This window comes from Pseudophaeobacter arcticus DSM 23566, assembly GCF_000473205.1.
GTDB classification, from domain to species: domain Bacteria; phylum Pseudomonadota; class Alphaproteobacteria; order Rhodobacterales; family Rhodobacteraceae; genus Pseudophaeobacter; species Pseudophaeobacter arcticus.
The window spans coordinates 795120-817508 of the sequence record NZ_KI421507.1 but is presented as its reverse complement, the minus strand read 5'-3'; the positions used below and the strand labels follow the sequence as shown (position 1 = coordinate 817508).

Below are 22389 nucleotides of genomic sequence, written 5' to 3'. Positions count from 1 at the left end.
GTCAGGGTGGCAGTCTTCGTGAAGCCGTGAGCTGTGAACCAAGAGCCCGACCGGAGCATCCACAGGAGTGCTTCGGTCGGGCTCTCAGTCTTATTGCCTTGTTGCCTTATTGCAAGGAGAAGAATTTGACGACCTCATCGACAATCATGTCATGCTGCGCTGCACGCTCGGCTCCGCCATTCACGCAAATGATCTCATCCCCCGGTATTTCTTTTGCAAGCAGTTCCAACCCACCTGGTTTGCATTGCCCCAGAAAGTCAAAATGAGACAGGGTTTGTGGTTCAATATATCTGGCGGTTTCTGACGGCAGCAGATCAACCAAAGTCCGGGATTCAATGTCCAGTGTGAGGCCTGAATTCATGATTGGCGCGCCAAACACCAACACCGGACGATCAATATTGCGCAGGCTGGCCTGGGAAAAGCTCTGTGTTCCGCCAAGATCAAATATCGCGAATGCGCTGATCCGGGCATCGGACAGATCCGCTTCCATCTCGGCACGGTCCTCGGGGGTTTGAGCAACCTTCCAGTCGTTCAGAATGCCACATGCCAGTTCGCCTGAAACCTCGTCACAAAAGCGCTTCAGCTTTGCAGCGTCATAGCGCCCCCCTGCCAGGGCGGCGGCCGTGAAACCGCCCAAAGAATGACCAGCCATGAAGATCCTGTCGTGATCAATGACCTCGGTCAGCTGAGGTGACAGAATTGCGTGGTCAATGACGCGCGAGATATCTTTTGGCCGCTCCCAAAGCTGTCGTCGCTGGTCGGGGTCGCGGGACCATGTCGAGGTTCCCGGATGGCTGATCGCAGCCACCACAAAGCCCCGTTTAGCCAGGGCCCCGGCCAGCCACGCCTGGTTCAGCGCATTTCCGAACATCCCATGAGAGAGGACAACAAGCGGAAATCGACCTGGCGCCGGGCTTGCATCCCTTACAACCTGCGTGCCGACCCAGACCTTGCTTTCAAAGTCATATGTCAAAGGTGCGGATGCCTCGGTTGGATACCACAATAGCCCATCGAGATCGCGCTGCCCCGCTGGATCGGAGATGTGCAGATCGGTCAGAGCGGGATAATAGGTTTGTTCCGACGCTGCGACGGCGTAGCCGACGACGACCGCAAACACAGTTGAGAGGATGAGTTTCATTGGAGGCTCCTGTTTTGTTACTTGATGCTGGTGAACGTGAGTGTCCCATCAAGTTGAAGCAACGCAGCGCGCCCTTTATAGCTGTCCTCAATCACGATGCAGGACAGGTCAGGACAGAAAGAGGACAGATGGTCGACCCGATTATGGTCAATTTCCCACTGCCGTTAATGACGGCCACCTTGTTCGTGGGCGTCGCAGTCATGGTTTGGGGGTTGGAACTTGGCCCCCGCAGGGCAAATGTCATGTTTGCTGGGCTGCTCGGACTGTGCGCCCTAGAAGCGATTCTGGTGGGGCTGAGGTTTGGCTATGGCGTGGATCAGTTGATCCCGGTGCAACGCGCCTTGCCGCTGTTTCTTGGCCCGATGATCTATTTGAGCTTTGTGTCATTAACCGTTGGCGCCAGCAGGTTTCGCAGGCTCACCTTGCTTCATCTTGCTGTTCCTGTGGTGATCTTAGGGATATTCTGGACGGTGTCTGACGGTCTGGGCCGGATAGATTGGCTGATCAGTGGCAGCTATCTGTTCTATCTTGTGGCGTTATATTTGCTTTGGCGAAAGGGGCCCGACGCGCTGAGCTATGCGCATGTCGAGGTGTCGCGCGGGCTTTCCAACGGGATATTGCGAGGCGCTGGTATCCTTGTCTTTGTTCTGTTTCTGGACACTGCAATTGCTCTGGATTTTATGCTGAACCGAGGGGCCCACGCAGCAAAATTGATCTCTTATGGCTCCGTTCCGCTTATCGTTTTCACGCTAGCTGCCCTGATCACGATCCCCAGGATGCTCAACAGCCCTCAGGCCGCAAAACCCGCAACACCTTCCACCAGTGGACGTGACACAGAGATCGAAGCGGGCTTGGGCGCTCTGATGCGGCAAGATCAGCTATACCTTGATCCGGATATTACCGTTCAGCGACTTGCAAGGCGTCTTCATCTGCCTGTGCGGACTCTTTCCGCTGCGATCAACCGCGAAAAGGGTAAGAATGTGTCTCAATACGTGAATGATTTTCGGGTGGAACACGCGGCCAAGATGCTGATGCAGGGGCAAGATAGCGTCGCCATTATCGCGGCGCAGTCCGGTTTCCTGTCTCGGTCCAATTTCTATCGTGAATTTCAACGGGTCTACGGACAAACTCCTGTCGAGTTCAGAAAATCCGGTGCACCAAAGACTGCGGCCACGGACTGAAACCAAATGTAGGGTCTAGCGGCTCTTCACACATGATGCAGAGGAAGGCGAAACCTGAAGCTTGTGTTGGTCAGACTGCTTTGTCGGTCTAAAAAATCATCGCTGGTCGCATTGAGTGCGCCAAAATTCCGTTGCCGACCTGCGCCGCCTTGTCCTGATTTCAGCAGCAGGACATAAATATCATATGACAAACCTGCACCGTTTGATGGTCTTTACCGACCTGGATGGCACATTGATTGACCACGTCACCTATCGGTGGGACGCTGCGCAACAGGCGCTGACAGCGCTGCAACGCCTGTCCACTGCGGTTGTCCTGGCGAGTAGCAAAACCGCCGCTGAAATTGGCGCCCTGCGGTCGGATCTGGAGCTGGAAGACTGGCCGGCCATTGTTGAAAATGGCGCTGGCATTCTCTCTCCCCACGGTAAATGCGTGCAACAGGCTGCGCACTATCAGGCGGTGCGATCTGTTCTTGACGGGCTGCCCGGCCCGCTTCGCAGGTGTTTTCGCGGCTTTGGCGATGTGACCGCCGATCAGCTGGCCGAGATGACCGGCCTGGCGTTACCACAGGCAAAACTGGCACAGCAGCGTGCGTTTTCTGAACCTGGGCAGTGGCTGGGCACAGCCCAGCAGCGATCAGACTTCCTTGCCTATCTTTTGGAACAAGGCGTGACTGCGCAACAGGGCGGGCGTTTTTTAACCCTCTCTTTTGGAGGCAATAAGGCCGATCAGCTGTTAAAAATTGTGCAGAGCTACCAGCCACAGCATACAATCGCGCTGGGAGACGCCCCCAACGATATTCAAATGCTGGAAAACGTGGATTTTGGAGTTGTCGTGACCAATCCACATCGCGCCCCACTGCCCTTGCTAAAGGGAGAAGCGCGGGGCCAAATTTTACGCACCAAAGAGGCAGGTCCCGTGGGGTGGAATACGGCGGTCCTTCAGTTGCTCGACCGGTTGCACATGAAGTAGGATCAAAGCTCATGGCCGATTTCCATCAAAACGGAAACATCACAACGCTGCATAACCTGCGCACCCGGTCTGCTGATGAATTGGAGCATGAGCTTTCGGTCTTTGCCCAGTCCCGAAAAATTTCACTCATTTTGCCCTGCCTTTATTCTGAACTCGAAGGTCAGGCGATGCCGCATATCCTGTCGGAACTGGCCAGGGTCAGCTATCTGCACAGGATCATCATTGGCTTGGATGCGGCAAATGAAGCCCAGTTTCGCCATGCAAAGACATTTTTCAAAGGCCTGGGTCAAAATCATATCGTGATCTGGAACGACAGCCCGCGCATGCTTGCGCTGGGGGCACGTCTGGAGGCGATGGGGCTGGCTCCAACTGAACAGGGCAAGGGCAAAAATGTCTGGGCCTCATTGGGGTATCTGATCGGCTGCGCCGACAGCGCCGTCATGGCGATCCATGATTGTGATATCTTGACCTACAACAAAGAAATGCTGGCCCGACTGGTCTATCCAATGGCCAATCCAAACTTTCCCTATCAAGTCGCCAAAGGCTATTATCCGCGGATCGGCGGCAACAATATCAATGGCCGGGTGACCCGCCTGCTGGTCAGCCCTTTGCTGATTGCGCTCAACCGGGTGATCGGCAGCCGGGACTATATCGATTACCTGCGCAGCTTTCGCTACCCGCTGTCTGGTGAGTTTGCCATGCGCACCTCTATCCTTCCTGACCTGCGCATCCCCTCTGATTGGGGCTTGGAAATCGGTGTCTTGTCAGAGGCCTGGCGAAACCTCGCCCCCAAAGCCGTCTGTCAGGTCGATATCAGCGATGCCTATGATCACAAACACCAGTCCCTCAGCCCGCAGCAAGCCAATGCCGGGTTGAACCGGATGTCCACGGATATCTGCAAAGCGATCTTTCGCAAACTTGCAGCCGATGGAACCGTGTTTACGCCCAATGTCTTTCGAACGCTCAAGGCCACCTATTACCGCTGCGCGCTTGATCTGCTCGAAGCCTATTACAACGATGCCAAAATGAATGGCCTGTCGATCGACCGCCATGCCGAGGAAGGCGCGATCGAGCTGTTTGCGGAAAACATCATGCGGGCGGGGCAGATCTTTCTTGAAAACCCCCATGAGACACCCTTCATCCCCACCTGGAACCGCGTCCATTCTGCGGATCCGGCTTTTCTGTCGGATATGACCGCAGCGGCAAAAGCGGATGAGGCTGAGTATCAGTAGAGCTCAGCCCCGATTGGTGATCCAGCGACATTGATAGGGGGCCAGGGAAATGGCCTCTTGCATCATATCAATCTCTTCACCGGTCAGCAGATCCACCCAGGTTTCGTCGTCAATCAGGTTCATCGACATATGCGACACCGCCATCGGCTGGTTGCTGACATTGTGCAGGGCAAAGATGGATTGATGCCGGTCAAGGCTTTGACGCCACACACCAAAGACTGCGTTGTCCAGCGGCATGGTGAACTGGGTGGCATTGGGATGAAAGGCGGGCTGTTTGGCTCTGACCCGCAAGCGGTGCGACAACGCCTCCAGAACCCGCGCCTGCACCGACCTGGGGTCATCCAACAGGGCGTTCAGACTGGGATAGTCCCAGCGGTGCCGGTTGATCGCCCTGTTCATGCCGCGCCGTTCCACCTGGGCGTGATCATTCGGCGTTGCCAGCATGGAATGAATGTAGAAGGCAGGGATGCCTTCCAATGACATCACAATAGTTTGCGAGCACAAAAAACGCTCCAGGTGATAGGCATCCGCCCCGGCAAATGTCTGCCCTGTCGCCTCGTAGAAGGTGGTATTGATCTCATAGGGGGTCTCACCCCCACCCGGCAGGGCCCGCATCGAGACAAGCCCACCGATATCTTTGATCGTGTTGATCATCTTGGCCTGTTCCGGCTCTGGCAGGATGCCCTCAACCGGGCGCATGCCGATCCCATCGTGGCTGGCGGTGAAATTCAGATAGGCGCATCCCAGCTGGGCAGGTGGCATGCCGCTTTGCCACCGCCGCAGATACTGCGCCGACCCGGACATCACAGCATGCAGGATCAGCGGCGGCAGCGGAAAGTTGTAAATTGCATGGGCTTCGTTGCGATTGCCAAAATAGCTCAGGTTTTCGGCCTTGGGCACATTGGTTTCCGTGAGCAGAATTATGGTCTCAACCGCGTAGTCACACAGCAGTCGCATCAGTTGCACGATGGCATGGGTTTGTGGCAGATGGATCGAACTGGTACCGACCTCTTTCCACAAGAAGGCCACCGCATCCAGCCGGATGATGCGCACGCCGTTGTCCACATGCAGCCGGATGATGCGCAAGAACTCTAGCAAGACCTCGGGGTTGCGGAAATCCAGATCAATCTGATCATGACTAAAAGTGCACCAGACATGGCGGGGGCCGTTCACGGTCTCGACCTCCTGCAACAATGGCGTTGTGCGCGGGCGGACAACGCTGCTCAGGTCATCCTCGGGCGAGGCCTCAAAAAAGAAGCCATCATAGGGAGATTGCCCCTGTCGGTAGCCATTGAACCAGGCGCCCTGACTGGACACATGGTTCAAAACCAGATCCGACATCAGGTGAAAATCTTCGCTGATGCGATTGATGTCCGGCCAATCTCCCAGCTGCGGGTTTACCGCCCTGAAATCCGAAACCGCAAAGCCATCGTCAGAGGTGAAGGGAAAGAAGGGCAGAATATGCACACCATTGACCAGGCCCTTCATGCGGCGCAGCAGAAAGTCATGCATCAGATCCAATGGTTTGTGAGCGCCGTCCAGGATCGAGTTGCCATAGGTTATCAGCAGCGCGTCCTTTTCGGTCCACAGGTTGTTGCTGGGCAACCGCCCCCTCTTGCGCGGCTGTTGCCCCTCTGGCCAAAACGCACCTACGATTTTGCTCGCAAGGAGATTGGCGTCCTGATCGGGATAGATCTTTCTCAGAAGCGTCGTGAGCCGGGTGGTGAATGAGCGTGTCTTGACTGTATGCATAGGGCAAGAAAATCTGAAAACCGGCGGCACACAAGCCTCTCCATCGGTTTTGAGACCTCTCGCGGTCAGTTGGCTGCCAAAGGGCCGCCTGCTCTATAGTTTTTCACCCTGATCGCTCATAATTTGATCGCTTTGTGCTCAGCACCTAGGCCGTGCCTTTTTCGCCAGACAAGGAGCGCGCGGGGGAAATCCCAAAGACACTGTCGCAGTGATGATGGTCGGGCTATCCAGTCCACCTCGATCCGCCAAAACCGCAAAAGTGATGCCACCAGATCACGCAATAGGCGCAATCCATCTGCGCCACCCGCCCTCTCCCGGCCTCCACAGCTGACCATTTGACCTATATAGCCCAGCAGAGTAAGCCTGAGGCAACTCAAGCACACAGGAGATAGGCGACCCGATGCAGGTCATTTTTCATTGCGGCGCACATGGAACCGAAGAGGACCGTCTGCTCAAGACCCTGCTGCGCAACAAAGACCGCTTTCGCCTGCACGGGACCGTTGTGCCCGGCCCTGGCAAATATCGCTACCTGCTCAAAGATTGCATGGCAGCCCTTCAGGACGGGCAAGCCACAACGGAAGCCCGGGATGTTTTGTGGGATGCGATCCTGGAAGAAGAACAGGCAGACAGAGTGCTTTTGTCCAATGCCAACTTCTTTGGCTCGCAGCGTCAGGCAATCGAGGGCAGCCAGTTCTATCCGGAAGCAGAGGCCCGGCTTTTGTCCCTGCAGCACCTGTTCGCTCAGGATAACCTGGAGCTGTTCATCGGATTGCGAAACCCGGCAACCATTTTGCCGGGCCTTCTTGAAAACGCGCACCCGGATCGCAAGGCCCAGGTGCTGGGCAACCTTGACCCTTATAACCTGCGCTGGTCGGATCTGCTGACGCGCCTGCGGCGGGCTGTTCCCGACGTTCCTCTCAATGTTTGGTGTTTTGAAGATATGCCGCTTATCTGGGCGCAGATTATCCGCGACATGTCCGGGCTGGAGATGAACCAGCGTCTGGACGGTGGCATGGATTTACTGTCGGCCATCATGAGCCGCGAAGGCATGCGGCGGCTGCGCCAGTACCTGGCACAGCACCCTGATATGTCGGAAATGCATCGCCGACGGGTCTTTGCAGCCTTTTTGGACAAATATGTGCGCGAAGACGAGTTGGAAGAAGAGGTCGACCTGCCAGGCTGGAATGAAGCCATCGTCGATACTGTCACCACGCTTTACGAAGAAGACATGGAGACAGTGCAACGTATTCCCGGCGTGACGATGATCTCCCCCTAAACCACCCCCAGCCTGCCTCTCCCTTGCCCAGCGTCCCGATCCGGACAAGGGAGAGGCTTTTGTTGATCTAGGGTGAAATCGGCTGTCCCAACCGGTCAACTTTGAGCGTTTCCATCGTCAGGTCGTCATAAAAAACATCAATGGTAATCTGCTGGATCGACCCCAGGGGAAAGGCCGCATAGGGCAGCCCATCTTCTGGCAGGATGGCATTGGGGGCCGCCTGATCCTCGTGGCAGGGCGGCATCGGCCAGGTCTCCGGCTCGGCTCCGTTGACGCCGATGCGCATACCGTTCAACCCACAGCGCCAGGACCACAGATGCGTTACATACAGCAGATCCTGCCCATCAAATTCCCGCACTGAAACCCAATTGGCCTTGGTGACTGACAAAATCGGCTTTACCTCTGCGGCAGTGGTAAAGGGCGCCGATAAGGCCCCGTCAGGCATGCCTGCCACCCCCAGCGCCAAAGCAAAAACAGACCCTAATTTCAGCATAAGAAATCCTCACTAAACTGATACAAACAAGTCGCGACCCTGGCCAAAGCTTCCCAAAGTTCGGGGATTGCCTTTTGCCCAAAGCCAGTTTCGAATATAGACCATAAGACACCCAAGCCCCAACCGCTCGCAAGAGGCGGAAGACAGGAAAAACAATGGCGCAGCAGTCTTTCAACGTCATGATCATCGGCCAGGCAGGTCGCCTGCAATACGAGGCGCTGCTGTTTGCCGCCTCCCTGCGCCATAGCTGCCCCAACTTTTCTGGCCGCCTGTTTGTCGCGGTACCGCAACCGGGGAGGCTTTGGCAAAAAGACCCCAGCATTCACAACGCAGGCGTTCTGGAGGCCTTTGCCCGCCTTGGGGTCGAAATCCTGCCGTTTGAAAACAAGATCTTTGGCCAGACCTACCCCTATGGCAACAAGATCGAGGCGCTGCAGGCCATGCCCGAAGGCGAGAATTTTGTCTTTTTTGACAGCGACACGCTGATCACCGGCGACCTTGAGGCGGTCCCCTTTGATTTCAACCGTCCCTCTGCCTCGTTGCGGCGCGAAGGCACCTGGCCAAAGCCAACGCTATATGGCCCCGGCTATACGGACATCTGGCGCTCCCTTTACGACCGGTTTGGCCTGGACATTGATCCAACCCTGGATCTGAGCCAGCCAGATGAGTTCTGGAAACGCTATCTCTACTTTAATGCCGGCTTTTTCTATGGCGCCTGCCCGCGCGCCTTTGGCAAAAGATTTGCGGTCTATGCCCAGTCCATCCTGAACGATCCGCCAATTGAACTGGTCGGCCAGTCGCTGGACCCCTGGCTGGATCAGGTTGCACTGCCGCTGGTGATCCACTCCTTTGGCGGCGGCCGCGACGCCCTGCCCGCTGGCTACCTCGACGGGGAAACCAGCTGCCACTACCGGCTGTTCCCGCTGCTCTATGCCCGCGAAAGCGACGCGGTGATAGACCTGCTGGAAAAGGTTGCCGCGCCAAACTGGATCAAGAAGGTGTTGAAAACCTATGACCCAATCAAGCGGCTTGTTTATCAAAACCGGGGCGCGCGCGTACGGGCACTGTTTGACCAGGACCACCTGCCCCGACGCGAACAGGCCCTGCGCAACAAGATCAAATCCGAAGGTCTGTGGCTGCGCTAGACGCGGTCTCGCAGCCAACTGCCCTGCCCTTCAGCCAGCCAGCCGCCGCCCTTAACGCATTGGGGTTTTTGTTCCTGTTTCGCTGTCGCTTCCGGACAAATACCAAAGGCCGCATTGGGAAAATCTCCTCTTCCCGGCCCTGTCCCTGGCAATGCTGTTCCGAAATGCAACGCCCACGTTGTACCCGCGGGCAAGCTGTCCTACACATTTGCCAAGAGTTTCCAACAGGGAGAAGACAAAATGAGTGATGCACCAGCCTACGGCTTTGACACATTGCAGATCCACGCAGGCGCCAAACCAGACCCGGCAACCGGCGCGCGGCAAACACCGATCTACCAGACCACCGGCTATGTCTTTCGCGATGCCGATCACGCCGCCGCCCTGTTTAACCTGCAGGAAGTTGGCTTTATCTACTCGCGCCTGACCAACCCCACAGTCGCCGTGCTGCAAGAACGCCTGGCCACACTTGAAGGTGGCGTTGGCGCAGTATGCTGCTCTTCAGGTCATGCGGCCCAGATCATGGCGCTGTTCCCGCTGATGGCGCCTGGCTGCAATGTGGTTGCCTCGACCCGGCTATATGGTGGCACCATCACCCAGTTCAGCCAGACCATCAAACGCTTTGGCTGGTCGGCCAAATTTGTCGATACCGATGACATAGACGCCGTCGCGGCAGCCATCGACGAAAACACCCGCGCGGTGTTCTGCGAATCCATCGCCAACCCCGGTGGCTATGTCACCGATGTGCGGGCGCTGGCCGATGTGACAGATGCCGCTGGTGTGCCGCTCATCGTCGACAACACCACCGCGACGCCCTATCTGTGCAACCCCATTGCCAAAGGCGCCACTCTGGTTGTGCATTCCACCACCAAATATCTCACCGGGAACGGCACCGTTACTGGCGGCGCAGTGATCGACAGCGGCAAGTTCGACTGGTCCGCCAGCGACAAATTCCCCTCCCTTTCAGCCCCTGAACCTGCCTATCATGGGCTCAAATTCCACGAGACCTTTGGCGGTCTGGCCTTTACCTTCCATGGCATTGCCATTGGGCTGCGGGATCTGGGCATGACGATGAACCCACAGGCGGCACATTACACCCTGATGGGGGTTGAAACCCTGTCCCTGCGGATGCAGCGCCACTGCGAAAACGCGATGACCGTTGCCAGCTGGCTGGAACAGGACGACCGGGTTGATTATGTGACCTACGCCGGTCTGGAAAGCTCGCCCTATTATGAGCGCGCTCAGGCGAACTACCCCAAAGGTGCCGGTGGCCTGTTCACCTTTGCGGTAAAGGGCGGCTATGACGCCTGCATCAAACTGGTGGATTCGCTGGAGATCTTCAGCCATGTGGCCAACCTTGGCGACACCCGCTCGCTGATCATTCACTCGGCCTCCACCACCCACCGTCAGCTGTCCCCCGAACAGCAGGAGGCCGCAGGCGCGGGCGCCAATGTGGTGCGGATTTCCATCGGTCTCGAAGATTCTGCCGATCTGATCCGCGATCTGGACCAGGCCCTGGCCAAGGCTAGCAGCTGACCCCAAAGGCCGAACTTTGAAAACAACAATAAGGCCGGGTGTTTACCCGGCCTTATTGGATTGAAAATCTGGCATAGCCGCAGTTATTCGTTTGGCACCACCAGGTCAAACACCACCTGCACATTGTGCGAAAAGCTCAGCTCGCCCGCTTCGATCGGCATGGCGCCGCTGCGGGACATCTCCATTGCCATCATCGGACGGCCACCGCCATGATCCTGATCGGTGATGGTGCGAACCGGCCCCAGGGTGACCCCGGCGGCCGCCGCCAGTTGTTCGGCCTTGTGGCGGGCATCCGCAACGGCACTTGCGCGCATCTGGTCCTGAAGACTGGCGTGATCCGCCACATCAAAGCGCAGCCCCTGGAACTGGTTGGCACCGGCGCGCAGCACCCGGTCAAGCACCTCACCCAGTTGATCAAGATCGCGCACCCGCAAATTCACCGTATTGGAGGCCGAGAACCCGGTGATCCGGCGCTGTTGTGGACTGTCGTAAGAACCATCATTTGACCAGACCGGCTGCAGCGAGATCTGCTGGGTCTGCAGATCCTTGTCTGCGATGCCAACCGCGCGCAGTTCCTGCACGACGGCGACCATATCCTCAGAGACCAGCGCCATTGCTTCGCCTGCTTCTTTGGCCTCTTTGCTCACCCCCAGCGTGATCACAGCCAGATCGGGCGCAACCTCCACCCGGCCCTCACCGCTGACCAGAATCTGACGCTCTGCGCTCGTCTGCGCCCTGAGAGCGGGACTAAAGGTTAGCGCCATCGCCAGGGCGGTTACCAAAACTGTCTTTGTTTTCATTACTAAGGCTCCTTTGCTTTATCCCTAGATGGGGCAGGCAGATCACCGCTGACAAGGGGAAAGGGCGCTCTTTTCCTTTCACTCGGCGGAGTCCTGCTTTATGGTTCACTCTGACGGCCTGATAGGACTCCTCGCGGTCCGGGCACTAAAGATTTGGATGGTTTGACCGCATTATGAAACCGGAGTTTGCTCTTTCTCTTTCCGCAGAGGGTATTGTTCTGCTGCATCGCGCAGCCGGGGGCTGGCGCAATGTCGGCTCTGTGCCGCTCGACAGTGCTGATTTGACAACCGATCTTGCCGCCCTCAAAGCCAAGGGCGACGCTCTGGCGCCCAAGGGACTGTGCAAACTGATTATCCCCAGTGATCAGATCCGCTATCTGACCATCGAAACCGGCATTTCCGACCTGGAAAGCCGACGCCGCCTAGCCCGCGCCGCATTGGAAGGTGCCACGCCCTACCCGGTGTCGGATTTGGCATTTGACCTGTCCGAGGATGGCGACCAAACCCATATCGCCGCGGTCGCCTATGAGACATTGGCCGAAGCCGAAAGCTTTGCGCTGGAAAATGGGTTTTCCCCGGCCTCCTTTGTGGCCACCCCCGGGGAGAGTGGTTTTCTGGGAGAACCTTTCTTTGGCACGGCCCCCTCGCTGGGTGAGGCAGAGGTCACACCTGATGGGATTGCCGTTGTGGACATCGGTCCTGCCGCAGCCCCTAACCCAGAGCCCACGCCTGCTGAACCGGCTGACAAACCCACCCCCATAAGTGACGCGCCGCAGCCCGCTGATGGCCAGGCGCCTGCGGTACGAACCCTGCCCAAGGCTCCGGCAGCTTTGGAACCAGGCAGCGCTCAACTCCCTCCGGATGAGGATGCCGAGAACAGCGGTCCAATTGCAGGATTCAGCAGCCGTCGCAAGAAATCACCCGAGGCAACACGCCCCGAATCTGTAAAAGCTGCCTCTGCAAAAAAACCATCAGAAAAATCCGCACCTCCACCGCCCGGCAAACCTGCACCCACTGTCGCAGGCGTCAGCACAGTCACATCGGCCACCCCACTGGCAGCGACACTGGCATCCCCACTGGCATCCACACTGGCCAAGCCGGTCCAATCTCCATCTGCCACAGCTCACACGACGGCAGCGGGTGTCAAATCTGCCGGTCATGCCAAGCCCCTGGAAACCGGCGCGACCTCCCCCGCCGTGCCCGGCCCGCGTGTGCCAGTTGGCGCAAATACTGCTGCCAGCCTCGGTTCCGCCAGTCTCGGTTCTGCGCCTGGCAAATCTTCAAAATCAGCCGCGCCAGCCTCTGCGGCAATCGCTCCGACCTCTGTTCACCCCAAAGCTCCGACCGTCAGCGGCTCGGCTGCACAGGCGGCGAGTAGCCTCAGCAGCGGTCATGACGACAAACCAGACACCACCAAAGGCAAGCCGCGCTTCCTGGGGCTGTTCCTGACGGCGGGGCTTTTGTTGGCCATGGCTGCGATTGCGGCTTTTGCATTGTTCTCAGAGGGCGGATTATTCTTCTCCGCCGAACGCCCGCCGCTTGAACAAAGCAACGAGCCGCCATTGGCGACCTCCCCCGCAGGCACCGCCGATCAGGCCCCCGCCATCGGGGCGGAACCGCCAGCTGCCCCCGGCACTGAGGCCACCCGCCCGGCGGATATTCCAATAAGCGAAATCGAAACCGAGCCAGACAGCATCGCGCCACAGGTGAGCGCTATCCCCGGGCAATCTGACCCGGGTGTCGTGGAATTGAGCAATCAAGCCGAACCACTTGAGACTGCCCGCCTTGACCCTGCCAGTCTGGACCCTGCCAGTCTGGACCCTGCCCACTCTGAAACAGACACTCAATTGGAGACAAGCACGGGCCAGCCCGTGCTTGATGCGTTAGAAGGGGACGTCCACGATCTGGACCCTGACGATGCGCTGAGCGAAGCCGCGCTCTATGCGGCCACTGGCATCTGGCAACAGGTTCCCCAGATCGCAGATGCCCCCGCGCTAGTGTCTTTGGATGACATCTATATTGCCTCTATCGACAACAGCGATCTTTCCCAGGATGCCGTTGCACTGCCCGGATCTCCCCAGCTGTCCAGCGATCCCGCGCCGGATGCGCCCAGCTCTCCGGCGGCGGCGGGCAGTGACTTTGATCTCGACCACCGCGGCATGGTAACCGCCACACCAGAAGGCACCCTGAACCCGGACGGAATAATGGTCTATCTCGGGCGTCCCCGCGTTACCCCGCCGCCAACTCCAGCGCGCGCGGCCCCGGAAGACACCAGTGCAGAAGACGAAAACGCCCGTCTCGCCAGCCTGTCACGCAAACGCCCGCGCCTGCGCCCCTCTGATCTGCTGGAACAGGCAGAGCGCGCCCTGTTGGGAGGGCTTAGCCGCGCCGAACTGTCCCGTGTCCGCCCCCGCGCCCGCCCCGCGAGCCTGAAGACGGAAGAGCAAGAGAACCAGCCCGTGAGTGCCCTGGCCATCGCCAGCTCAGCCAAACCACGGGCACGGCCTGCAAACTTTGCCAATCTGGTAGATCGCGCCACCCGCCAACGGGCCAGTACCGCAACCAGCTCTACAGCGGCGGCATCCGCCGTGACGCCGCGATCCGTCACCCCCAGCATTCCCAGCTCAGCCTCGGTCGCGCGCCAGGCAACGGTCACAAATGCCATCAACTTGCGGCGGGTGAACCTTATTGGTGTCTCGGGCAAGCCATCAAACCGCCAGGCGCTGGTTCTCTTGCCCAGTGGCCGGACCCGGCAGGTTCGGGTTGGCGATCGCCTGGATGGCGGAACCGTGGTGGCCATCAGCGACAGCCAATTGCAGTATCAAAAACGCGGCACCAATACGACGCTGAAACTGCCCGGAAATTAACTGGCCGCAGAAGCAGGGACGTGGCCTCCCCTCCCCTGCTTTACCTTTCCCCCGCGCAGATCACACCAGGCCTCAGATCACATCAGGCCCCAGATCACATCAGGCCGGTGGCTAAGCCACAGCAAAACCTGTCCCATAAAAAAGTGCCGGACCTCCATGAGGCCCGGCACTTTTTGCATATCCATTCTAGGCCATTTAGCCTTATTCGGCGGCGTCCAGCTCTCCATTGGCGATCTGTTCCCGTTCGATCGATTCAAACAGCGCCTTGAAGTTCCCCTCGCCAAAGCCATCATCGCCCTTGCGCTGGATGAACTCAAAGAAGATCGGGCCAATCACGGTCTTGGAGAAGATCTGCAGCAGGATTTTGGTCTCGCCACCATCAACGACGCCCTCGCCATCAATCAAGATGCCATGTTTCTGCATCCGGTCCAGCGGTTCCTCATGGCCCTGCACACGGTCATGGCTCAGCTCATAATAGGCCGCAGGGGGGGCAGGCATATAGGTGATGCCGCGCTCGGAAATCTCATCCGTGGCGCTATAGATGTCCTCGGTACCAACCGCGATATGCTGGATGCCCTCGCCTTTGTATTTCTTGAGATAGGCAACAATCTGGCCAGTCTCCCCGCGATCTTCGTTGATTGGAATACGGATGCGGCCACAGGGCGAGGTCAGCGCCCGGCTCAGCAACCCGGTGAACTTGCCCTCGATGTCAAAGAAACGGATTTCCTTGAAGTTGAACAGCTCACCGTAGAAATTGAACCACTTGTCCATGTTACCTTTGTAGACGTTGTGGGTGAGGTGATCGAGGTAGTAAAACCCAACGCCACGCGGCTTGGATTGCTTGGTCCACTCGAATTCATCGTTGTAGGGCGAGGTTTCATAATACTGGTCGATGAAATAGATCAGCGAGCCACCAATGCCCTTGATCGCGGGCACATCCATGGTTTTGTCGTCGCCTTCATAGGCTTCGGCACCTTTGGAAACCGCGTGGTCAAAGGCCTTTTGCGCATCGACAACGCGCCAGCCCATTGAGGGGGCGCAGGGACCATGCTCGGCAACAAATTTGTCAGCATAGCTGCCTTTTTCGGCGTTCAGGATATAGGTGATATCACCCTGCTGCCACAGTTCGATACCGGGCTTGGTCTTGTGGTGACCGACCTGCTCATAGCCCATTTTGGTGAAAAGGCTGCGCAGCTCATCCGGGTCAGGGCTGGCGAACTCAACAAATTCAAAGCCATCGGTGCCAGCGGGATTTTCATCGCTGATCACAGATTTTGGGGCGTTATGCGGAAATGGACCCATGGTGGTTTCCTCCAATAGTCGCGTGATGCGGGCTAAATTTCTGTTCCCCTCGATAATAGCGCAGATCATATGCATATTTTGCGCGTTCTTCGTAAGCTTCCGGTTTTCATATGCGTGATTTGCGCGCATATTGCCAAAAATCAGGAAAATACCCGCATATGTTAGACTCAACAGACACCAAACTTCTTGCCGCCTTGCAACAGAACGCCCATCTCACCGCGCAGGAACTGGGAGAGTTGCTCAACCTGTCGCCCAGCCAGGCCGGGCGGCGGCGACAGCGACTGGAGTCAGAGGGCTATATCCAGGCCTATTGTGCCCGGCTTGACCCGGTAAAGCTGGGATTGACCGTGCAGGGGTTTGTACATGTGAACCTTGGCAGCCACGGGCCGGAACAATCCGCCAGCTTTAGCCGCCTGGTCAGTACCCGCCCCGAGATCACCTCAGCCTGGACCATGACGGGGGAGGCTGATTATCTGCTGCGCGTCTATTGCAGCGATTTACAGGCGCTCAATCAACTCATCCACGAAATTCTCTTGCCACATCCGGCAGTCGCCCGGGTGCAAAGCCAAATCGTAATGGCGCAATTAAAACGTGACGCGCCCCTGCCAACTTAACAATAAAGGAAGGATTTCAATTTAGAGGTTTTGGTTAAATCTCTTTGAAGTGGAGCACACCAGTGTCCTTTGTAGAACGTCGCATAGAAGCCCGGCCCTCGACTGGGGAAGCCCCCTTCGGCCTGAACGAGGTTTTCTTTTCACGCACTGATGAACGGGGCGTCATTGAGGCCGGCAATTACGTCTTCAAGCGCGTAGCAAACTACGAATGGGAAGAGCTGATCGGCGCCCCCCACAAGATCATCCGACATCCGGATATGCCAAAGGGTGTTTTCCAACTGTTTTGGGATACTCTGAAAGCTGGCGAAAGCATCGGTGCCTACGTCAAAAACAAGGCCAAGGACGGGCTGTACTACTGGGTCTTTGCAGTGGTGGTTCCCTGTAAGGGCGGATATCTCTCGGCCCGTATTTCCCCCAGCAGTACGTTGTTTGACCAGGTTAAAACTATCTACAATGAGTTGCGCCAGGCCGAAACCAAAGATGGCATCACCCCGGAAGAAAGCGCTGAAAAACTGCTGGATTGGATCCGGGCGAAAGGGTTCGAAAACTACCACCAGTTCGCCACGCATGCGATGAGCGAAGAGTTGCTGGCGCGCGATGTCGGCCTGGAACGTCCCAAGGATCAAAAGATCACGGATCTGCGCAAAATGATGTCCAATGCCGAAACCCTGGTCGAAGAGACCCAGGGCCTGGTCAAGGATTTTGACGCCATGCACACAATTCCGCACAACCTGCGGGTCATTGCATCGCGGATTGAGCCATCAGGTGGCCCGGTCACGGTTCTGTCGCAGAACTATGGCGCCATGTCGCGCGAGATGTCGGATTGGTTTGCGGCACATGTGATGGGGGAGAACAGCAATTTCAACACCATCAAACTGGCTGTGACCAATAGCCTGTTTGTCGTAGGTATGGCGCGTATTCTGAACGAATGTGATACTCAGCTCCAAACCGAGAGACGTAGTTTTAGCGACATCGACATGGAAGCTGAGCGCAAGATCCTGAGTGAGCTGGTCACAGCTGAAACAGACCGCGCACACAAAGGCGTCGAGGAAGTAAACCACGAGGCCGATCGCATCATGCGGGCCTGCCAGGTCATGCATCGTCAGTTCCTGGGGCTAAGCTCCACGCGGGTTCTGTGTAAGATCGAAAGCGCCCGGCTGCCGGAATCGGGTGAGACTTTGTCCGACATCATCGATCAGCTTGGGGTCTTTCAGGAACGCATCTCGCGCCGCCTGGACGATATCACCAAACTCAGCAACGAGATTCGGATGATGGATCACTAGGCAGCGGCTGACTTGCTCCGGCGAAGGCCTGAGTGTCTGCATCAAAACACGGCGGCATGGGGAAACCTGGCCGCCGTTTCCCATTGCGACGCTAATCCCCCGCCCCGGCAGGCCCGGTCCGGAGCAACGGCAATTTACCCCCCCCTCACAATGCCGCTAAAACCGTTGCCAAGGCGCTAAGCGCTTGCGATACCGGATGTATGGAAGCATTTTTGTATCAGGCAACTATCTACCTCGCTGCTGCTGTCATCGCCGTTCCCCTGGCCTCGCGTCTCGGGCTTGGGTCTGTTTTGGGCTATCTGGCTGCCGGCATCATTATAGGTCCGGTACTTGGGCTGGTTGGGGCCGAAACCCAAAATCTGCAACATGTTGCTGAATTTGGCGTCGTTATGATGCTGTTCTTGATCGGGTTGGAGCTCGACCCGCGGGCGCTTTGGGCGATGCGGCACAAACTGATCGGGCTTGGCGGCTTGCAGGTCCTGCTCAGCACATTGGCACTTATGGTTGCGGCCCTTGTTGCGGGCGAAACCTGGCAAGTCAGCCTGGCCGTTGGCTTGACGCTGTCGCTGTCCTCGACGGCTATCGTGCTGCAGACCCTTTCAGAAAAAGGCTTGATGCAGACCGGCGGTGGGCGGTCCTCCTTTTCGGTGCTGTTGACCCAGGATATTGCGGTTATTCCAATTCTTGCGCTTCTGCCGCTGCTTGCCATCAAGAACGGACCACAGTTAGGCTCCGATGGCTCTATTGAGCGGACCGAGGCCGCGGGCCATATGGCCTCGGCCCATGACGGGCTGTCCCTGGTTGCAGGCCTGCCAGGATGGGCCGTGACCCTGACCACGCTTGGCATGATTGGCATTATCGTCCTGGCTGGCATCTATCTGACCCAGCCCCTGTTCCGCTTTATCCACGCAACCAATCTGCGTGAAATGTATACCGCGCTGGCCTTGCTGATTGTGGTTGGTATCTCATTCTTGATGACCCTGGTCGGGCTCTCACCGGCGCTGGGGGCATTTCTGGCTGGCGTGGTCCTGGCCAACTCAGAGTTCCGCCACGAATTGGAAAGCGATCTCAACCCCTTTAAGGGGCTTTTTCTGGGGTTATTCTTTATTACCGTTGGCGCCGGGATCAACTACCGGCTGCTGCTGGCGAACCTCGGAGATCTGCTCGGCCTGGCGCTTTTGGTGATCCTCGCCAAAGGCATAATCCTGTTCTTTGTTGGCCGTGCCTTTGGCCTCAGACGGCGCGATCACTGGCTATTCACCCTCAGCCTGGCGCAGGCAGGTGAATTTGGCTTTGTCCTGCTGGGCTTTTCCCGCCAACAAGGCGTGATCCCCGCGCCACTGGCTGAAAAGCTGCTGCTTGTCATTGCCCTGTCGATGCTGATCACCCCGCTTTTATTCATTCTTTACGATCTGTTGTCCCACTTCATGGGCGAGCCAGGGGTTGAACATGAACCCGATGAGATCGACGAACAGGGACCCGTTATCATCGCCGGGATCGGTCGCTTTGGGCAGATCGTCAACCGGCTGGTGCGGGCCAGCGGGTTCAAGACCGTCCTGCTGGACAATGACATCCGCGCCGTTCAGCTGATGCGCCGCTTTGGGGTCAAAAGCTTTCTGGGCGACCCAACACGGCCTGAGTTGCTCAAGGCGGCAGGCATCGCCAAGGCCCATGTGCTGGTGGTGGCCCTGGATGACCCTGAAAAAACCGTCACCATGGTCGCCTATGTTCGCCGCACCTACCCGGATCTGCATATCATCGCCCGGGCCTATGACCGCAACCATGTCTTTGAGCTGTATAAGGCCGGCGCCGATGACATCGTGCGTGAAATGTTCGACAGCTCGTTGCGCGCCGGACGCTACGTGCTGGAAAAAATTGGCCTCAGCGAATATGAAGCGGCCCAGGCCGAGCAGACCTTTTATGCCCATGACCGTCTTACGGTTCGCGAACTCGCCTCTCTGTGGAAGCCCGGGACACCCGCCAGTGAAAACCAGGCCTATATCGCCCGCGCCCGCGAACTGGAGAAGGATCTGGAAACCGCCCTATTGGAGTTGGCCGAGAAAAAGGATCAAGGCAGATCCTGATCTGACCGCCTGGGTGAGGTGACAAAACAAAAGCCCCGAAGTCACCTTCGGCTTTGTCTTACTGGCCTCTTTTGTTCAGCAATCAGCCGTCCGAGACACCCGCCTCTGCAAAGGTCGCCATGCCGCTGTGGCAGGCAATTGCCCCCTTCAGCACCTGAATGGCCAGCGCCGCCCCAGAGCCTTCACCCAGGCGCAGCCCCAGCGCCAAAAGCGGCGCTTTGCCGAGTTGTTTCAGCAGCGCCGGATGCGCGTTTTCAGCGCTTTGATGACCTGCAATGGCATGGTCCAGTGCCTTGTCACAGGTGCGCTGCAAACAGGCTGCGGCGGCGCAGCAGATAAAGCCATCGAGGATAACCGGAATATGCAGCAGCCGTGCTGCAGCAATTGCCCCGGCCATGGCCGCAATCTCGCGCCCGCCCAGACAGCCTAGCGCATCCAGGCCGTCTTTGATTGCCGCGCCATGCAAGGCGACACCTTCGGTGACGACGCGGGTTTTATTGGCCAGTCCTGCGTCATCAACCCCGGTACCGCGCCCGGTCCAGTCTGCGGCCTCTCCGCCAAACAGCGCAAAGGCCAGAGCGGCCGCCGGGGTGGTGTTGCCAATCCCCATTTCGCCAACCACCAATAGATCCGCCTTAGGATCAACGGCGTTCCATCCGGCCTGCAGCGCGGCCAGAAGCTCTGCCTCATTCATCGCCGGGCGTTGGGTGAAATCCTGTACCGGCTGGTCCAGATCAAGCGCATGAACATCCATGCGCGCACCCGCCAGTTTGGCCAGCTGATTGATCGCCGCGCCGCCATGTTCAAAATTGATCACCATCTGGGCTGTCACCTCGGAGGGAAAGGCCGAAACCCCCTGGGCGGTGACACCGTGGTTGCCCGCAAAGACAATCACCTGCGGGGATTTGATCTCGGGGCGGTCGGTGCCACGCCAGCCGCCATACCAGATGGCCAGATCTTCCAGTCGCCCCAAGGCCCCCGGAGGTTTGGTCAGCTGACCGTTGCGCACGACAGCCGCGTCGATAGCGGTCTGATCCGCGCCGTCGGCCTGCGCCAGGAGGGAGCGGAAATCATCAAGAGAAGTGAGGGATGGCAGCATGTAAAGCCTCGTTGCATCTGGGTGGCGGACGCGCGTAAATCAGGGTGCAATCTGTTTAGCGGTTCATGGCTGCTTCGCAAGTCCCGCAAGAGGCCCACACATGCGAAAAAACGACATATCCTTGGTGGACATCCCACTGGCGCTGGTGCTGCTGACCCGGCTGCCCCTGCCAAGGCTGGCAAGCCGCAGGTTTCAGCGCCAGGCCCAGGCGGTTTGGGCCTTTCCGCTGGCGGGGCTTGCGACCACCCTGCCCGCCTGCCTGGCGGCCTATGCGGCTCTCACCTTGGGCCTGTCTGCGGCGCTGGCTGCCGGGCTGTTGCTGATGGTTCAGGTTCTGCTGACCGGCGCGATGCACGAAGACGGGCTGGCGGATTGCGCCGATGGGTTTTGGGGCGGCTTTGCGCCAGCGCGCCGCTTGGAGATCATGAAAGACAGCCAGATCGGCAGCTATGGCGTATTGGCACTGGTTTTTGCGATTGGCCTGCGCTGGCAGGCCCTGTCGCTGCTGTTGGATCTGGGGCAAATCTGGAGCCCGCTGGCGCTTGCCCTGCTCAGCCGTGCAATGATGCCGGTGCTGATGGTCTGGCTCCCCAATGCCCGCCAGTCCGGCCTATCGCAAAGTGTCGGCCGCCCGTCCCGGCGGGCGGCTGGCCTGGGCCTTGGCCTCGCCGTTGCACTGGCGCTGCCCTTGCTGGGGTTTGTCAGCCTGGCCCTTGCTGTGATGCTTGCCCTTGTGACCCTTGGCCTGGGGCTGGTGGCCCGTGCCAAGATCGGCGGGCAAACCGGCGATGTGCTGGGCGCCTGCCAGCAGATCAGTGAAATTGCCGGCTTGCTCATACTGGTGACCCTGCTCAGCTAAGGGGCCGTAAAAAAACCCGCAACCAGAGGCCACGGGTTTTTGTAGAAAGCTGAGGGCCATCAGGCCCCGGCTATTGGCGCGCTACCAGACATGAATAGGTCAGGCCGGAAGGGATCAGGCCGGAAGGGATCAGGTTGGCAAGGGTTCAGGTTGGTGAGGCTTCAGGCCGCAACGCGAGAGGTCAGAACGTCACCCACCTGTTTGGCTGCCAGGATTTCGTCGCCTCCTGCTACCGCTGCAACTTCGCGGGTCAGGCGCTCAAGAGCGGCCTCATAAAGCTGACGCTCTGAGTAGCTCTGCTCACGCTGGTCATCTGTGCGGTGCAGATCGCGCACCACTTCGGCAATTGCAATCAGATCGCCGGAATTGATCTTTTGCTCATATTCCTGAGCCCGGCGGGACCACATGGCGCGTTTGACCTTGGCCTTGCCTTTCAGGGTTTTCATTGCCTGATTAATCACATCGGGCGAGCTGAGCGACCGCATGCCCACTTCGATGGCCTTATTGGTCGGCACCCGCAGGGTCATCTTGTCCTTTTCAAAGGTGATCACGAAAAGCTCCAGCGCAAAGCCGGCCACTTCCTGCTCCTCAACCGAGATGATCTGTCCAACACCATGGGCCGGATAAACCACATATTCCTCGGGGCGGAATGCGAGCTTCTTCGATTTTGTCATACAGGTCTTTCCTTACACTTGAGGTCGGACAGTACCAAAAGGCACAATTCCGACACAACAACAGCAACGCTATCGCTCCTGAACTGC

The 22389-nt window shown here is 58.0% G+C and carries 18 protein-coding genes; 11 read left to right on the top strand and 7 right to left on the bottom strand.

The genetic code is table 11. From position 1 onward, the window contains the following. Window positions 1–106: 106 nt before the first annotated feature. Window positions 107–1138: an alpha/beta hydrolase family protein gene (locus tag ARCT_RS25665; protein WP_051360608.1), complete on the bottom strand. Its 1032-nt coding sequence runs from the start codon at window positions 1136–1138 to the stop codon at window positions 107–109. Between ARCT_RS25665 and ARCT_RS0107845 the strand changes: the two genes are divergently transcribed. From ARCT_RS0107845 to ARCT_RS0107835, 3 genes are all read left to right on the top strand, one after another. After that, a complete protein-coding gene (locus tag ARCT_RS0107845; protein WP_154665327.1) occupies window positions 1138–2319 on the top strand; it encodes a helix-turn-helix domain-containing protein in 1182 nt (393 codons plus the stop codon). The genes ARCT_RS25665 and ARCT_RS0107845 overlap by 1 nt on opposite strands. A gap of 184 nt (window positions 2320–2503) precedes the next feature. After that, window positions 2504–3289: an HAD-IIB family hydrolase gene (locus ARCT_RS0107840; RefSeq protein WP_027239568.1), complete on the top strand. Its 786-nt coding sequence runs from the start codon at window positions 2504–2506 to the stop codon at window positions 3287–3289. An 11-nt stretch (window positions 3290–3300) separates the two neighbouring features. Next, a complete protein-coding gene (locus tag ARCT_RS0107835) occupies window positions 3301–4521 on the top strand; it encodes a glycosyltransferase family protein (protein WP_027239567.1) in 1221 nt (406 codons plus the stop codon). 3 nt (window positions 4522–4524) lie between these two features. Here the strand turns inward: ARCT_RS0107835 and ARCT_RS0107830 are convergent, their stop codons facing one another. Beyond that, window positions 4525–6273, bottom strand: coding sequence for a sugar phosphorylase (locus tag ARCT_RS0107830; RefSeq protein WP_027239566.1), 1749 nt, complete (start codon window positions 6271–6273; stop codon window positions 4525–4527). 400 nt (window positions 6274–6673) lie between these two features. Between ARCT_RS0107830 and ARCT_RS0107825 the strand changes: the two genes are divergently transcribed. Next, window positions 6674–7549, top strand: coding sequence for a hypothetical protein (locus tag ARCT_RS0107825; protein ID WP_027239565.1), 876 nt, complete (start codon window positions 6674–6676; stop codon window positions 7547–7549). Window positions 7550–7616: 67 nt separating this feature from the next. Here ARCT_RS0107825 and ARCT_RS0107820 read toward each other — a convergent pair whose 3' ends face one another. After that, complete coding sequence (locus ARCT_RS0107820; protein ID WP_036784603.1) at window positions 7617–8042, bottom strand: hypothetical protein; 426 nt, start codon at window positions 8040–8042, stop codon at window positions 7617–7619. A 155-nt stretch (window positions 8043–8197) separates the two neighbouring features. On the opposite strand from ARCT_RS0107820, the gene ARCT_RS0107815 reads away from it, so the two are divergent. Both ARCT_RS0107815 and ARCT_RS0107810 read left to right on the top strand, forming a co-directional pair. Beyond that, window positions 8198–9187: a hypothetical protein gene (locus ARCT_RS0107815; RefSeq protein ID WP_027239563.1), complete on the top strand. Its 990-nt coding sequence runs from the start codon at window positions 8198–8200 to the stop codon at window positions 9185–9187. A 240-nt stretch (window positions 9188–9427) separates the two neighbouring features. Further along, window positions 9428–10720 carry an O-acetylhomoserine aminocarboxypropyltransferase/cysteine synthase family protein gene (locus ARCT_RS0107810; RefSeq protein WP_027239562.1) on the top strand — a complete coding sequence of 431 codons (1293 nt, stop codon included), beginning with the start codon at window positions 9428–9430 and terminating at the stop codon, window positions 10718–10720. Window positions 10721–10803: 83 nt separating this feature from the next. Here ARCT_RS0107810 and ARCT_RS0107805 read toward each other — a convergent pair whose 3' ends face one another. Then, window positions 10804–11520, bottom strand: coding sequence for an SIMPL domain-containing protein (locus tag ARCT_RS0107805; protein ID WP_027239561.1), 717 nt, complete (start codon window positions 11518–11520; stop codon window positions 10804–10806). A gap of 173 nt (window positions 11521–11693) precedes the next feature. Between ARCT_RS0107805 and ARCT_RS0107800 the strand changes: the two genes are divergently transcribed. Beyond that, window positions 11694–14387 (top strand): hypothetical protein, encoded by a 2694-nt coding sequence (locus ARCT_RS0107800; RefSeq protein WP_027239560.1) that lies wholly within the window; start codon window positions 11694–11696, stop codon window positions 14385–14387. 201 nt (window positions 14388–14588) lie between these two features. Here the strand turns inward: ARCT_RS0107800 and hppD are convergent, their stop codons facing one another. Further along, window positions 14589–15689: a 4-hydroxyphenylpyruvate dioxygenase gene (hppD, locus tag ARCT_RS0107790; protein WP_027239559.1), complete on the bottom strand. Its 1101-nt coding sequence runs from the start codon at window positions 15687–15689 to the stop codon at window positions 14589–14591. 158 nt (window positions 15690–15847) lie between these two features. Here hppD and ARCT_RS0107785 point away from each other — a divergent pair, with 158 nt between their 5' ends. The 3 genes from ARCT_RS0107785 (at window position 15848) to ARCT_RS0107775 (ending at window position 19670) form a co-directional block, all read left to right on the top strand. Next, window positions 15848–16303, top strand: a complete 456-nt coding sequence (locus ARCT_RS0107785) for an Lrp/AsnC family transcriptional regulator (RefSeq protein WP_027239558.1) — start codon at window positions 15848–15850, stop codon at window positions 16301–16303. 62 nt (window positions 16304–16365) lie between these two features. Beyond that, window positions 16366–17586 (top strand): PAS domain-containing protein, encoded by a 1221-nt coding sequence (locus tag ARCT_RS0107780; RefSeq protein WP_027239557.1) that lies wholly within the window; start codon window positions 16366–16368, stop codon window positions 17584–17586. A 200-nt stretch (window positions 17587–17786) separates the two neighbouring features. Next, window positions 17787–19670 (top strand): monovalent cation:proton antiporter-2 (CPA2) family protein, encoded by a 1884-nt coding sequence (locus ARCT_RS0107775; RefSeq protein WP_027239556.1) that lies wholly within the window; start codon window positions 17787–17789, stop codon window positions 19668–19670. Window positions 19671–19752: 82 nt separating this feature from the next. On the opposite strand, the gene cobT is transcribed toward ARCT_RS0107775, so the two are convergent. Continuing rightward, window positions 19753–20769, bottom strand: coding sequence for a nicotinate-nucleotide--dimethylbenzimidazole phosphoribosyltransferase (cobT, locus tag ARCT_RS0107770; protein WP_027239555.1), 1017 nt, complete (start codon window positions 20767–20769; stop codon window positions 19753–19755). Window positions 20770–20869: 100 nt separating this feature from the next. Here cobT and cobS point away from each other — a divergent pair, with 100 nt between their 5' ends. Further along, window positions 20870–21628, top strand: a complete 759-nt coding sequence (gene cobS / locus ARCT_RS0107765) for an adenosylcobinamide-GDP ribazoletransferase (protein WP_027239554.1) — start codon at window positions 20870–20872, stop codon at window positions 21626–21628. Between the two features lie 161 nt (window positions 21629–21789). Here the strand turns inward: cobS and ARCT_RS0107760 are convergent, their stop codons facing one another. Continuing rightward, entirely contained in the window at window positions 21790–22302 is a 513-nt protein-coding gene (locus tag ARCT_RS0107760; protein WP_027239553.1) for a CarD family transcriptional regulator, read from the bottom strand. Between the last annotated feature and the right edge of the window lie 87 nt (window positions 22303–22389).